General features: G+C 61.0%; 10 protein-coding genes and 2 tRNA genes. 2 read left to right on the top strand and 10 right to left on the bottom strand.

Annotation, left to right across the window (positions count from 1 at the left end; genetic code table 11):
* Positions 1-126 precede the first annotated feature (126 nt).
* Positions 127-966, top strand: a complete 840-nt coding sequence (locus H3V08_RS00560) for an IclR family transcriptional regulator (RefSeq protein ID WP_232340024.1) — start codon at positions 127-129, stop codon at positions 964-966.
* A 10-nt stretch (positions 967-976) separates the two neighbouring features.
* On the opposite strand, the gene H3V08_RS00555 is transcribed toward H3V08_RS00560, so the two are convergent.
* The gene (locus tag H3V08_RS00555; protein WP_198181250.1) at positions 977-2,464 is read right to left on the bottom strand and encodes a serine/threonine protein phosphatase; all 1,488 of its coding nucleotides are present in this window, start codon (positions 2,462-2,464) and stop codon (positions 977-979) included.
* Positions 2,465-2,614: 150 nt separating this feature from the next.
* On the opposite strand from H3V08_RS00555, the gene H3V08_RS00550 reads away from it, so the two are divergent.
* Positions 2,615-3,574 (top strand): polyprenyl synthetase family protein, encoded by a 960-nt coding sequence (locus H3V08_RS00550; RefSeq protein ID WP_198181249.1) that lies wholly within the window; start codon positions 2,615-2,617, stop codon positions 3,572-3,574.
* 32 nt (positions 3,575-3,606) lie between these two features.
* On the opposite strand, the gene cydC is transcribed toward H3V08_RS00550, so the two are convergent.
* The 9 genes from cydC to nrdG all read right to left on the bottom strand — a co-directional run bounded on the left by cydC (position 3,607) and on the right by nrdG (position 13,890).
* Positions 3,607-5,433 carry a thiol reductant ABC exporter subunit CydC gene (cydC, locus tag H3V08_RS00545; protein WP_232340023.1) on the bottom strand — a complete coding sequence of 609 codons (1,827 nt, stop codon included), beginning with the start codon at positions 5,431-5,433 and terminating at the stop codon, positions 3,607-3,609.
* A complete protein-coding gene (gene cydD, locus H3V08_RS00540; RefSeq protein ID WP_332461784.1) occupies positions 5,411-7,243 on the bottom strand; it encodes a thiol reductant ABC exporter subunit CydD in 1,833 nt (610 codons plus the stop codon). The genes cydC and cydD overlap by 23 nt, the downstream gene beginning before the upstream one ends.
* A gap of 46 nt (positions 7,244-7,289) precedes the next feature.
* Complete coding sequence (gene cydB / locus H3V08_RS00535) at positions 7,290-8,342, bottom strand: cytochrome d ubiquinol oxidase subunit II (protein ID WP_198181247.1); 1,053 nt, start codon at positions 8,340-8,342, stop codon at positions 7,290-7,292.
* Entirely contained in the window at positions 8,339-9,835 is a 1,497-nt protein-coding gene (locus H3V08_RS00530) for a cytochrome ubiquinol oxidase subunit I (protein ID WP_198181246.1), read from the bottom strand. The genes cydB and H3V08_RS00530 overlap by 4 nt, the downstream gene beginning before the upstream one ends.
* A gap of 48 nt (positions 9,836-9,883) precedes the next feature.
* A complete protein-coding gene (locus H3V08_RS00525) occupies positions 9,884-11,059 on the bottom strand; it encodes an NAD(P)/FAD-dependent oxidoreductase (protein ID WP_198181245.1) in 1,176 nt (391 codons plus the stop codon).
* Positions 11,060-11,335: 276 nt separating this feature from the next.
* A tRNA-Gln gene (locus tag H3V08_RS00520) sits at positions 11,336-11,407 on the bottom strand.
* Between the two features lie 42 nt (positions 11,408-11,449).
* Positions 11,450-11,522: transfer RNA gene (locus H3V08_RS00515), tRNA-Glu, on the bottom strand.
* 69 nt (positions 11,523-11,591) lie between these two features.
* A complete protein-coding gene (gene gltX / locus H3V08_RS00510) occupies positions 11,592-13,118 on the bottom strand; it encodes a glutamate--tRNA ligase (protein WP_198181244.1) in 1,527 nt (508 codons plus the stop codon).
* A 46-nt stretch (positions 13,119-13,164) separates the two neighbouring features.
* Positions 13,165-13,890 (bottom strand): anaerobic ribonucleoside-triphosphate reductase activating protein, encoded by a 726-nt coding sequence (gene nrdG / locus H3V08_RS00505; RefSeq protein WP_198181243.1) that lies wholly within the window; start codon positions 13,888-13,890, stop codon positions 13,165-13,167.
* Between the last annotated feature and the right edge of the window lie 86 nt (positions 13,891-13,976).

Genomic DNA, 13,976 nt, shown 5'->3' with positions numbered 1-13,976 from the left:
TAAACCAATGCTCTTAAGCCGGATCGGACCTTGAGCGGGCCCCCATCCGGCTTCTACCCCGAGTATGAAACCCCGCAGCCCTTATGAACTTTTGCATTTCACATACTGAGATGCCATAATGCAACCATGACCGAACCAGCCAGAACCGCCAGCGGGGCACAGGATTGGCCCCCGGAAAAAGCACCCGCCCTCAACCTTCAATCCCAAGGTTCGCATGAGTCTCATGATGGTGAGATTCACTCGGGTGTCGGCGTTCTGGACAAGACGGTCAAGATTCTTGACACCCTGGAATCTGGGCCGATGACCCTGGGCCAGCTGGTCAACGCCACCGGCCTGGCCCGGCCCACGGCACACCGCCTGGCCATCGCCCTGGAGCGCCATCGTTTTGTGGTGCGTGACGCCCATGGTCGCTTCGTCCTGGGTTCACGGTTTGCCGAATTGGCCGCCGCTGCAGGCGAGGACCGCCTCCTGACGGCGGCAGCCCCCATCCTGCGGACCCTGCTTGACCGCTCCGGCGAGTCGGCGCAGATTTTCCGCCGCCAGGGCGACATGCGTGTCTGCATCGCAGCCGTGGAGAGGGCCTCCGGCCTGCGTGATTCCATCCCCGTGGGTGCCCTCCTATCCATGGATGCGGGTTCTGCCGCACAGATACTCCTTGCCTGGGAGGACTCCGAACGGCTCCACCAGGGGTTACGCCACGCCAAGTTCAACGCCTCCACGCTGGCGGCCGTCCGCAAGCGCGGGTGGGCCGAGTCCATCAACGAACGCGAGGAGGGTGTCTGCTCCATCTCCGCCCCCATCCGCAACGGATCGGGACAGGTCATGGCCGCCATATCCATCTCCGGACCGGTCAACAGGATGTCCACCACACCCGGGCGCCACTACGCCCCGCTGGTCATGGCCGCCGGCAAGTACCTGACCGAGGCCTTGCAGAGGGCATCATCCGGCACCCACCGCAGGGCCTGACCTGATTCGGTCACGGTCTCTTGCGCCTGGATGACCCCCAGGAGGCGACCAGCCCGGCCAGGGCCGTGAGCCCTCCTGCCAGGAACCCCGGTCGACGCAGGAGATTGACCGCGTCTCCGGTGGATGTGGGTACATGGCTCATGGCGAAGGTATAGACCTTGTGGGAGCTGGGTCTGCCGACCAGATCACCGAACTCCAGGAGCTGGGTGCGCGGATGGTGGGGGTGGCGGATATCGAACTCGAAGAGCCTGGCCGCCCGCTTGCGCGGCACAGGCCCATAGGACCCGAAACCGCAGGTCGGCGTGGCACCCAGGACAATCCCATCGGTCTTCCCCACAAATCCGTTGCGGTGGTCATGACCGGCGAAGAGGGCAAAGTACCCCTTGCCCCTGGTCAGGATGTCGAATTCCCCACTGTCCTCGTCGGGGCAGGAGACTCCCTCGCCCAGGTAGGAACCGGCATAGGTGCGGGACTCGTCCAGGATGTAGCACTGGGAGTCGAAACGGCGATATCCCTGGACGGCATAGGCCGTGGTGGACGATACCGGCTTCAGGAGATTGTAGAACTGGGGCAGGGGCATGTGCTGGAAGACCATGGACCGGTTGCCCACCAACCCCGGCACGGCACCCAGGAAGTCCAGAGCCTGGCGGGATGGGGACCCATAGCCACCGGACTGGGCATAGTCACCCGAATCCAGCAGGACCAGTCCCATCACCCTGCCCTTCCCCTCCGTATCCGCCACGGGTAGGGCGAAGGTACCCGGCTGGCAGACATAGGCCTCCTGATCGGGCAGAACGGAACCGCGCAGTGCATACGGTTTGGTCGGCCTGGCGGCTGTGGCTTCAGGGTTCAGGCAGCCGGGGAATTCACGGTAGATGGCATCCATCTGGTCGGTATCCAGTCCGCACTGAAAGTCGTGGTTCCCGTAGGTCACCGCAAAGGGTATCCCCCGCTCCACCAGCGGGCCCGTGATCAGTTCGACGGTCCTGCGCACCAGGTCCTCGGTATGGTTGAGTTCCTGATGCCGGACCTGGTCCGCATCCCTGCCGGAAGCCCCCGACCCTTCGGCCTGGGAAACGGCACCGTTGGATGCCGCCGATCCGCCATTGACACCTGAACCGCCGGTCCTGGACACCGATGCACCGCCAAAGCCCAGGGCACCGCCCATGCTCAGACCTGCGGAGTAGACCCCATCCAGGGGTGTGCTCCAACGGCGCTTCCGGAAGGTCCGCTCGTAGGCTGTGTCGTATCCCGCCAGCTGGTTGCCGGTGAAGACGACCAGGTCGGGTCGGGAGGCATCGCAGGCTGCGGCAATCAGCTTTACGGTGTCCGGGGAGACCTTGGGCCCCTCCTGGACATCAGCCAATTGCAGGAGCCTGAATTTGCCGGAATGGTGGAACTGCAGGCGCCCCAGCCGGGCGGATACCGACAGGGGACGTCCGTCATCCTCACCGGCCTCCCCCGGGGAGACCTGGGCCAAGTGGTTATGCTGACTCATACCAACCAGACTACTTCACTTGGCTGGGAGCCCGCGGTCGCCGGAGTCTTCCCCTCCCTGCCGGCCCTGGTACCGACCCGGGTATGGTGGTCGCGACTTGCTATATTGAGTACATTGCATTCACTGATGAGTATGAGGGAGCGGTTCTCCATGGCAGAAGGGCAAGAGCTCCTGGTACGCAAGGACATGAAGCGGGTCGTTGCCCGTCTCCACGAGGAGGAGACGAAGGTCGAACCCTATAGGGACGACTACCGCAGGCTCCTGGACAACCACGGAAAGATGATTCGGGCGGCAATGGTCGTCGTCTTCGCCCGGGCCTGCGGGCCCACCCGGGAACCCGTGGACGAGAGCGTCATCACAGGAGCCGCCGCCATCGAGATGCTTCACCTGGCCACCCTGGTCCATGACGATGTTCTGGATGACGCCCCCATCCGGCGTAAGCAGCCCACGGTCCATACGATTCGGGGCAACAAGGCGGCCATATACCTGGGAGATCTGATCCTCTCCCGGTACATGGAAATCATGGCGGAGATTGCCCCGGATACCGACTTCATCAGGGAACAGGCCGGGACCGTCTGCGAAATCGTGGGCGGGGAGCTCTACCAGGAGTCCGGCCGTCACCACACCGACATCACCGTGGACTACTACGACAAGGCCATTTCGGGGAAGACCGCCGCCCTCTTCCGCCTGGCCTGCCTGACCGGCATCCGCCTCTCCTCCCCCCGGCCCGGCAGCCGCATGGAGGAGGCCGCCCGGGCTTTTGGGGGGAACCTGGGCATGGCCTTCCAAATCATCGACGACATCAACGACTTCGACCTGGGCAAAGACACCGGCAAACCCAAGCTGGAGGACATACGCGACGGCATATACACCCTCCCCGTCCTCCTCGGGCTCCGGAAGGACAGGGGGTTCAGGTCCGTCATCGAATCCGACAACCCCGAGGAGGTACTGGGGTACCTCCAGGCTCACCCCGAATTGCTTGAAGAGAGCCGGCAGACGGCCCGTACCTATCTGGGCAGGGCCGACCAGGCCCTGGAGGGTTCACCACTCAACGAGGATGTCCGCAACCTCCTGGGTAAGATGGTCACGGCCCTGACCCGTCAGGTCTGAGGCAAGCGACACCGGGCCTCACCCGGAATCGCTTACGAAACGACCCTGCCGACGTCGCCGACATCCATTCGGTACAACTCACGGAATCGCGGATTGGTCCGGTAGAGGTCAACCGGGGAACCCTGCATGGCGATGTGTCCGTCCTCCATGAAAATGACCTTGTCGGCATCCTCCAGACCCTGGAGGTGGTGGGTGACCCAGAAGAGCGTGCGCCCGAGACTCACCTGGAAAATCATCTCCATCAGGTCACGCTCGGTAATGGGATCAAGTCCGATGGTGGGTTCGTCCAGCAGGATGATCGGCGTGCGTTTAAGCACTATCCGGGCCAGGGCCAAACGCTGCCGTTGCCCGCCGGAAAGCCTGTTGCCGGCCTCATCGACCGGGGTGTTGATCCCCTCGGGCAGGGACTCCGCATATTGATCCAGTTGGACGGCCTTCAAGGCCTGGCGAACCTGGTCGTCAATGGCCTCGGGAGCACCCAGACGAACGTTGGATGCGATGGTCGTGTTGAAGAGGAAGGCCTGCTGGTTCAGGTAGCCGAAGAGCTCCGGACGTTGATCCTGCAAGGCGGCAACCGGTGTTCCATTGATCAGAATCCGCCCCTGGGAGGGTTGGAGGTCGCCAAGGAGCAACTGGAGGACGGTGGTCTTCCCCTCCCCGCTGGGCCCCAGGAGGGCCACCCGCTGCCCGGCCTCGATATGGAGGGAGAAGTCGTCCAAGAGGAGGGGGTCGTTCGGCCCATAGGAGAAGCTGACATGCTCGAAGTCGATGGTTCGGACCGGCCCGTCCAATCCGGATTGGTCCACTTCGACCTGCTGTCGTGATTCCACACGGTCGGTCAGGTCATTGAGGTGGTTCAGGGAATCCGTATACAGCGGGACCTCGGCCACCGCCTGCGAGACCACGATGAAGCAGTCGACCAGGGGGAAGACCGAGAGAACCACAGCGGCGGCAAAGTCCGCCAGTGAAGTCGATCCGGTCATAAGGAGGTCGGCTCCGATGATGAGGGCGACCACCATGACGGCGAAGATCATCTGGATGCAGAGGTTCCGCCACCGCTCGAAGCGCTTCTGGTCATGCCTGTCACGGGCGATGTCCTGGAAGTCGTCGGCGGCCGTATCCACGAACTGCCTTTGACGGTGGGTGATGACCCAGTCGCCCAGACCCATGTAGCTTTCGGTCACCTTGGTGTACTGGTCCTGCTGTCTGGACTTCTCCTCGGCGTACCGACTGTCGGAGTATGCCAGGGAAACGAGGGGAACCAGGACCAGGATCAGGGCGAAAAGGAGGAAAAGCAGCAGGGAGGTCACCCAGGAGAAGACACCCACAGCTATGGTCACGACCAGCCACATCAGATAGGCCACAACCGTCGGGAAGATGGTACGCAGGTAGAAGTTCTCCAGATGGTCCAGATCGTCGGAGAGCATGCTCAGGACGGTGCCTGTCCGTTCGTGCTCGTTCAGGAAGGCCGCATCCTTGGATAGGGTCCGGTAGAGCTGGACACGCAGCTTGGAGACCACCCTCAGAACCCAGTCGTGGCTCTTGATCCGTTCAAGATACTTGAAGGTCGGGCGACCGATGCCGAAGGCCCTGGTCAGAACCACCGGCACATATACCGCAAAGATGTTGTAGGGGTGGCGGGCCGACCTGCTGATCAGGAAGCCGGACGTGAACATGAGCCCGGCTGCGCAGACGAAGGTGAGTGTGCCCAGGAAGAAGATCAGTGCGAGCAGACCCTTGTTCTGGCGCAGGTAGGGCCAGAACCAGTGATCCTTATGCCAGATGCTGAGGTAGTTCGTGCGACGGCCGGGCTCTGCCGGTGTCCCCTGACCGGTTTCAGTCCTGCTGGTAGTCGGCAATCTGGTTACCTCCCATCTCATTGATCAGGGCATCCAGAGGGCCGCCCTTCCCTATCAACTCCCCAGGGCTTCCCTGGGCCACGACCCGGCCACCGTCCAGCATGATGACCTGATCCGCCTCCGCCAGCCAATGCAGGCGGTGGGTGGCAAAGATGACCAGGTGCCCCTCCATGATGGGCAGGATGGTCTTCTTCAGCTCGTATTCGGTCTCGATGTCAAGGTGGGCGGTGGGCTCGTCGAAGATGAGGATCTCACGGTTCTTGTCCAGGAGCACCCTCGCCAGGGCGATGCGCTGGGCCTGCCCCCCGCTGATGCCGCGGTTTCCCTCCCCGATTTGGGTATCCAGACCCTCGTCCAGGGTGTTGATCCAGCTGGTCAGGCCGGCCTGGTCGGCCGCCTCGGCAACCGCCGTCGCCGGGGCATCCGGATTGTAGAAGCGGATGTTGTCAGCGACTGTACCGTTGAAGATATAAGGGTTCTGGGGTATATAGCTGATGTGGCGCTGCCAGGTCCGAACATTGAAGTGGTCCAGGTCATGCCCGTCGAGGTCGATTCTGCCCGACTGGGGAAGGTTGAAGCCCGCCAGGAGGTTCATCAGGGTGGACTTGCCCGCCCCTGACCTCCCGACCACCGCCACCTTGGTCAACCCGCTCAGGGTGAAGGAGAGCCCCTGGAGGGCATCTGGCTGAGGGGCATCATCGCTGTCCACACTCCCGCCGGACTTGGCTATGGCATCCATCTGCGAGCCACCGGACTCCCGACCCTCCTCGAACTTGGGGCCGGGATAGGAGAAGTCCATGCCTTCGACGGTCAGGCGACTGTCGCTCCCCCACCCGTTCCAGTCCAGGTCCTCCATGTACTCGGGTTCCGGGGCTGCCAGCATGGTCATGATATCGTTCAGGGCGTTCTTGCCGTTCAGGGTGGCGTGGTAGTCATCACCGAACTGCCTGATGGGCATGAAGTACTCCGGGGCCAAGATCAGAGCCAGGAGGGCCGGGAAGAGAGCCACGCTCCCGTTGATCAGATTGTTGCCCAGGAAGACGGCCATGATGGCGATGGCCAGGGTGGCAAAGAAGTCCAGGGCGAAGGTCGAGGTCATGGCCACGCGTATCACGCTCATCGTCCGCCTTCGGAACCTGTCGGAGACGGAATATATCTCGTCTTCGTATTCCTCACTGATTCCCAGCATCTTCAGGGTGGGCAGACCCAGAACCGTATCCATGAACCGGGTGTTCAGCTTGCGGAACTGGGCATACTGCTTGTTGGACCTGTCCCGGGCGGCCATTCCCAGGATGGCCATGAAGAAGAAGAGCAGCGGAAGCATGAGAAGGAGGACGATACCGCTGAGGGCATCCTGAATCCAGACCACCACCAGGATCATCAGGGGGATGAAGACCATGTCCATCATCTTGGGAAGGACCGTGAAGACATAGGTCCTGACCTCATCCAGCCCGTCAATCAGCATGGTCACCGCCGATCCGGTGCCCCGCTGTGCCAAGGCAGCAGGCCCCAGGCGAAAGACCTTACGCTGAATCCGTGGTCTGAGTTCGCCGACGATACGGTCTGCATGGTCCGTCGCCACCCGCTGCTTGGCTACGTCGCAGAGCTGGCGGATGGTGAAGGCCACGAAGAAGATCAGAACCGGTCTGACCAGGCTCCGGAGACCATGCCGGCCCCAAATCTGCACCAGGGCCAGGGTGAGCCCGTAGGCCTGGGCGACCACACTGGCTCCCTGCACCAGGGAAAGTGCGGCCAGGAGGCCCATGATTCGCCTGATTCCGGTGAACCGGAAAAGACTCTTGTCAATCACTGGGCCTCCTCAACCTGATCTCAGCCGGCTGCCTGACCGCTACATCCTACTTGGACACAGCTGCCGTGGCCGTAGACCGACTCACCTCAGCAAGGTCGGAGTCATCGGCGACCAGCCGCTTCCGCTGGATGAAGTAGCTCCAGATGAAGTAGGCCAGCATGATGGGCAGGAAGATGCAAAGAACCACGGTCATGATCTTCATCGTGTAGGGGGATGCGGCGGCATCCTCGATCATGATGCTGGAGGCCGGGTCAGTGCCTATCATCACCCGCGGGAAGAGCCCGTTGAAGATGAATGCGATGATGGCCATCAGCGTGATGCCGGAAGACGCGAAGGCGAACCCTCCACGTTTCTTGGTCACAGCCACATGGGCGCAGATGGTGGCAGCCAGGATGATCACGGTGATCAACCAGGTGGAGATGGGCCGGACCCTATAGAAATCGGTCCTGAAGAAGGCCAGGAGAACGAAGACGACCAGGGCCGGGTAGGCAATCCAATACAGCTTCTCGCTGATATTGAGCATCCGGCGCGATGCCACGGGTCCCAGCTTCAGGCTCAGGAAGTGCAGGCCATGGACGAAGCTGAAGAAGACGACAGCCACACCACCGACCACCGAAAGCCAGTTGACCACCCCGAAGAACCCGGGCCTGGCATCACCGTTGACATCCAGAGGGATGCCCTGGATCATGCTCGTCAACATCATGCCGAGGAAGAAGGGGGCAAATAGGGAGCCGATGAAGTTGGCCCACTGACAGAACCCGCGCTCACGCACAGTCAGGGCATGGCTGGCGAACTCGAAGGAGACGCCACGCAGGATCAGACTCACCAGAACCAGGAAGAGGAGGATGTAATACCCGGAGAAGAGGGAGGCGTACCAGAGCGGGAAGGCGGCGAACATGGCGCCTCCTGCGGTAATCAGCCAGACCTCATTGCCATCCCAGTGGGGACCGATGGCCCTCATGAAGGTGGCGCGCTCGTCACCATCCCGGGCAACGAACCGGGTGGCCATGCCCACGCCGAAGTCGAACCCCTCCAGCAGGAGGAATCCGGCGAACAGGAGACCTATGACAAAGAACCACAAACCTTGTAGGATACTCATGCCAGTGCCACTCTCCTCTCGTTCCTGCCGGTCTGCATCTGCAGGCCGAGACCTTCACCCTGGTAGTCGGGGCCCTGGTGCAGCACCCTGCGCGAGTAGAAGATCATGACCCCTCCCAGGAAGAGGAAGAGCAGGAAGTAAACGATATTGGTAAACAGGAGGCTGGGAACCGTGGCCGTGGGCGAAACCCCGTCCGCGATAGTCTGCAGTCCGTAGACCAGCCAGGGGTAGCGTCCCAGCTCAGTAATCAACCAGCCACCGGTGTTGCCCACGAAGGGCAGGTATGTGCACAGGCCCAGAATCCATAGTTTCCAGTTGCTGGACCAGAGGGTATCCTTGGCCTTCCTGGTGAACCACAGCACCAGTATCGATAGAAGCAGGACACCGAAGCCAACTGCGGCCATGAACCTGAAACTCCAGAAGAGCACCGTGACCGGCACGTAATAGTTCATGTCCTTGCCGAACTTGGCATCGTACTGCTGATGCAGCTCCTCATTGGCTGTGTTCATGCCCTTCACCGAACCGGAGGGACTGTGATAGGCCAGGAGGGAGAGCATGTCGGGAATCTCTATGCTCTTGGCGGTCTTGTCCTTTTCGTTGATCAAGGAGACCACAGCCCAGGGGGCGGGATCCTTGGTGTCCTCATAGATACCTTCCGTGGCGGCGAACTTCATGGGCTGATCATCGATGATGAAGGTGGTCTGAAGATCGCCTGCGATGATGACCAGGATTGCCCCAATCAGGGCGATGATGGCGTTGAGCCTGATCGACCGGGTGTAGAAGGCCCGCTTGGAAATATGCTCGGATCCGTCAGCCTCAACAGTGGGCTCGACCTGGGCCGCGCCGTCCTGCTCCTGCTTGTGTGCCCGGAGCAGACCCCAGGCGCTCATGCCGACCAGAACCATGCCGCCTGTCATCACGGCGCCAAAGAAGACATGGGGGAAGGCTCGCCAGAGCTGCGGGTTCCCCAGGACATCCCAGAAGTTGGTCATACGCACCCGCCCGGTGGCCTTGTTGATCTCGAAACCGGTGGGATGCTGCATAAAGCTGTTGGCTGCCAGGATCCAGATGGCGGAAACCGAGGACCCCAGGAAGGTGAGCCAGATGAAGATGGCGTGGACAGCCGGCTTGAAGCGGTTCCAGGTGAACATCCAGACGCCGATGAAGGTCGACTCCATGAAGAACGCCAGAAGCGCCTCGATGGCCAGCGGGGCTCCGAAGATGTCGCCCATGAACCGCGAGTAGTTCGACCAGTTCATACCGAACTGGAACTCCTGAATGATGCCGGTGACCACACCGACGGCGAAGCTCAGCAGGAATATCTTCCCCCAGAACTTGGTCATTTTCTTGTAGATTTCTTTCCTCTTGACCACATACAGCGTCTCCATGATGGCCACGCAGAGCGCCAGGCCTATGGAAAGAGGTACATAGAAGAAGTGGAATACGGTCGTCATCGCGAATTGGAATCGCGACAGACCCAGAACGTTAAGCATCTTCCTTGCCTTCCCAATTCTCTCTCTTGTTCAACCCGGACGGGCGAATCAGTTGCCTTCCAGCATGGTCCTGATGTTGGCGAGCTCAAGGACGGAACGGTCGTTGACGATCTTCTTCACGATCCCAACCACAGCGCCCTTCAGCTTCCACTTGCCCATCATGTCGATCTCGGCAACGCCCACATGTGGTCCCAGGGAGCAGACGGTACCGATGCTCTTGAAGGTGAACCGTTTTGTTGGGCGCCCCTGCACCCTGGCGATGACGTTGGCTGCAGCCGTATCAGCCTGGGCGATCGAGATCTGTGCTGTGGTGGGGAACAGCCTGCCCGACTCGGGATCAGGAACGGCGCTGATATCGCCGATGAGGTATTCCTCAGGGTGATCCTTGAGCGAGAGGTCATCCTCCACTACAACGCGGTTGCGTTTTTGATTATATCCGGAATCGGCAATGACGTGGTTACCACGCACCCCTGTGGTCCAGATGATTGTATTGGCCTTGAACTCCTGGTCGTTGCTGATTACAGCACCCGGCCGGACCTCGGTGATGGCCGTGGAGGTGTGGAATTCGACGCCCTTCTTCTTCAGGTAGCCAACGGCCCAGTCAACCAGCTTCTGCGAGAACATGGGGAGGATCTTGGGCGAGGCCTCGATGCATGAGATTTTGATCTGATCGGCCGGCAGACCATACTCGGCGACCAGCTTGGGCATACGGTAGACCAGCTCCCCCAGATACTCGATGCTGGTGAACCCTGCACCACAGACCACCACGTGGAGGTCATTGGGGTCGTGGCTGTTCCGGTAGTTGGCCAGGGTCTGCTCCAGGTGGTGCCTGGCGGCCAGGGATGTGTCGATGTCGACCAGGGGCCAGCCGTTCTCCTCGGCCCCCTTGATGCCGAAGGTCTCCGATTCGAACCCCAGGGCGTTGATCAGGTAGTCATATCGGAGGGGTTCATGCTCCTCCAGGGCAACCCGGCGCTCCTCCTGGTCGATGCCCGTCACCGTGTCGATGAGGACCTCGACCTTGGGTGAGACGACCTTGCGAATATCGAAAGTCACATCGGCCGGTTCCTTGGTGCCGGCGGCAACCTGGTGGAGCTGGGTGGCCTCATAGTGATAGGGGTGCTGATTGACCAGGATGATACGGGCATCAAGATTGGCATGAGCCAGCTTCTTTGCGGCACGCATGCCGGCATACCCTGCGCCCAACACAACGATAGTATTCATAGTCCTTCACAACCTTTTGCTCGAACAACCTTGTACAGCATGCAACGGGACAGTCAGGACCGATTCCATCCGTACCGGCCCACCTGCCGTTTATCTCTATCGTATCGGCTCGGACACCCCGAAAGGCCGAACCTGACCTTACGTGGCGAAATCATGTTGTGACCTAGACGACAAATCCGACGGCATATGGCAGTCGGGACTACAAGCCTTCAACGGAAAAGGGGCCGAGAACGGAAAAGCCGCGGCCCCCTGAGGGAAACCGCGGTTGAATACTCGCTGGGGTACCTGGACTCGAACCAAGAATGGATGAACCAGAATCACCTGTGTTGCCAATTACACCATACCCCAATTGGCTATGTGGCAACCGCTTGGACGGTTGCCACATAATCGTACCCCCGACCGGATTTGGACCGGTGTTGGCGCCGTGAGAGGGCGTAGTCCTAGACCGCTAGACGACGGGGGCTTTCTCTTTTCGTAGCGCGCCGACCTGATTCAACAAGCCGGTAGCACAACAAAAAGATAATATACCCGCTCAGAGATGTTGGCGCAAGTTGGTCAGCCGCTGGAGTGTTGCGGTCTTGCCGATAATCTCCAAGGACTCGAAGAGCGGGGGCGACACCCGGCGACCGGATACGGCGATCCGCACGGGCCCGAAGGCCAGACGGGGCTTGTACCCTCCCTGCTCAACCAGGGCTTCGGTAAGAAGGTCATGAAGATGGTCGGTGGTCCAACTCTGGTCGGGCACCTCCCGGAGCGCCTGCTCGGCCAGCTCCAGAACGGCAGCGGCCGACTCCTTGAGCTGCTTGCGTGCGTCGGGGTCGGGCTCGATGTAATCGGCATCGCTGAGCAGGCTCCCCATCATCCCGGAGACCTCGCCCAGAAGACGGACACGGGGCTGGACCAGGGGGCCGGACGCCGTCAGGACCTGACGCTCACGGTCGGTCAGGTCATCCCAACTCTCGGCAGTGACCAAACCATCACGCTTCAGATAGGGCAGGGATCGATTCAGGAAATCCTGCGGATCCAGCATACGGATGTGCTCGGCATTGATGGCGATGGCCTTGTCGATGTCGAAATGAGCCGGATTGGCCTTGACATCGCGAACATCGAAGCGCTCAATCATCTCATCCATGGAGAAGACATCGCGGTCGGGGCCTATCGACCAGCCCAGGAGGGCCAGGTAGTTCAGGAGACCCTCGCGGATGAAGCCATGCTCACGGTGCAGGAAGAGGTTGGACTCGGGATCGCGCTTGGAGAGTTTCTTCTTGCCCTGACCCATCACATAAGGCATGTGGCCGAAGAGGGGCATGGCCTGGGCGACACCCAATTCCATCAGATACCGGTAAAGAACGATCTGCCTGGGCGTGGAGCTGAGGAGGTCCTCCCCGCGCAGAACCACGTTGATCCGCATCATGGCATCATCAACCGGGTTGGTCAGGGTATAGAGGGGGTCCCCATTCGGGCGGACAATCACATAGTCGGGCACCGATCCGGCCTTGAACTCAATCCGGCCGCGAATCAGATCGTCGAAGGCAATGTCCTCATCGGGCATGCGGATACGCAGGGCGGGCTTACGGCCCTGGTCGCGGAAAGCCTGCCGCTCCTCCTCGCTCAGGTTCCGGTCGTACCCGTCGTACCCGAATGCCTCGGGTCGTCCGGCGGCAACATTACGTTCCTTGATTTCGTCCGCGGTGGAATAGGATTCGTACGCGTAGCCGGCATCCACGAGCTGCTGGGCGACCTTCTTGTAGATGTCGCCCCGCAGGGACTGGCGGTAGGGACCATCGGGGCCACCTACCTCCACCCCTTCATCCCAGTCAAGCCCCAGCCATCTCAGGGCATCCAGGATCTGCCCGTAGCTCTCCTCGCTGTCGCGCTGGACATCCGTGTCCTCGATCCGGAAGACGAAGGTCCCCTTGGAATGACGGGCCTGGGCCCAGTTGAAGAGGGCCGTACGGACCATGCCCACGTGGGGGGTGCCCGTGGGGGAAGGGCAGAACCGCACCCTCAGATCCTTGGGCAGTTCGGGTTTCGAGTCGTGATCATGCTCATCAGTCATAGTCACCATTGTGCCCCGGCAAGGCGACGTTCGGAAAGAGGCCCGGTCAGCCCCGCTTCTGCTCCTGCTCCCTGTTCTTGCTGTAGGTTTCGGGAATGAACCTGGTCTGGTCGTGGACCTTCGCCCAGAGAACCAGCTGACCGGTTTCAAGAGACTTCGGAACGTCGATGATGCGCTGGTTGGCCGATCCTCGGAATTGGAGGAGGGAGTTCTTCTGGTCCTCCAGGTAGCGACCATCGACCAGGACATCCAGGTAGGAAATCAACTCGGCCTTGTCAGGGGTCTCACCCGGGCGATTCAGCTCCTCCCAGGTGTAGCCCGTCCAGCACCAGATGTCCTTTTCCTGGCCGAACTCCTGACGGATTCGCTTGGAGAGTCCGAGAAGCATGGGTGTATTAAGGAGGGGCTCACCACCCAGGTAGGTGATGCCCTGCACATAGGAGAGGGAGAGGTCCCTGATTATCTGGTCCTCCAACTCCTGGGTGTATGGGTGCCCGGCCTTGAAATCCCAGATGGAGGAGTTGTAGCACCCCTGGCAACGGAAGGGACAGCCACTGACATACAGGGAGGAACGGATGCCTTCCCCGTCGGTCATGACCAGTTGCTTGTAGTCGGCCACAATGCCCTGGCTGAGCTTGCGTCCGTCCCACTGACCGGCTTTGGGGTTGTTGGTCAGGAGGGAGGGAATTCCCGGGCCCCTGTCCTGTTCGTCGGCCGCGAAGTCACGGTGGCCGGCAGCACCGGTCTTCCTCATGACACCCTGCTTACCCATTGCCATCCTCCAAACTCCGCCCGGTCTGGCCGCCGGTCACGAAAATGGCGGGCCGTCACTGCACGGCCCGCCATCGGTATTGCTCT

Source organism: Bifidobacterium sp. M0307 (genome assembly GCF_016100445.1).
Lineage (GTDB): Bacteria > Actinomycetota > Actinomycetes > Actinomycetales > Bifidobacteriaceae > Bombiscardovia > Bombiscardovia coryneformis.
This window is presented reverse-complemented; position numbering and strand designations above follow the sequence as displayed.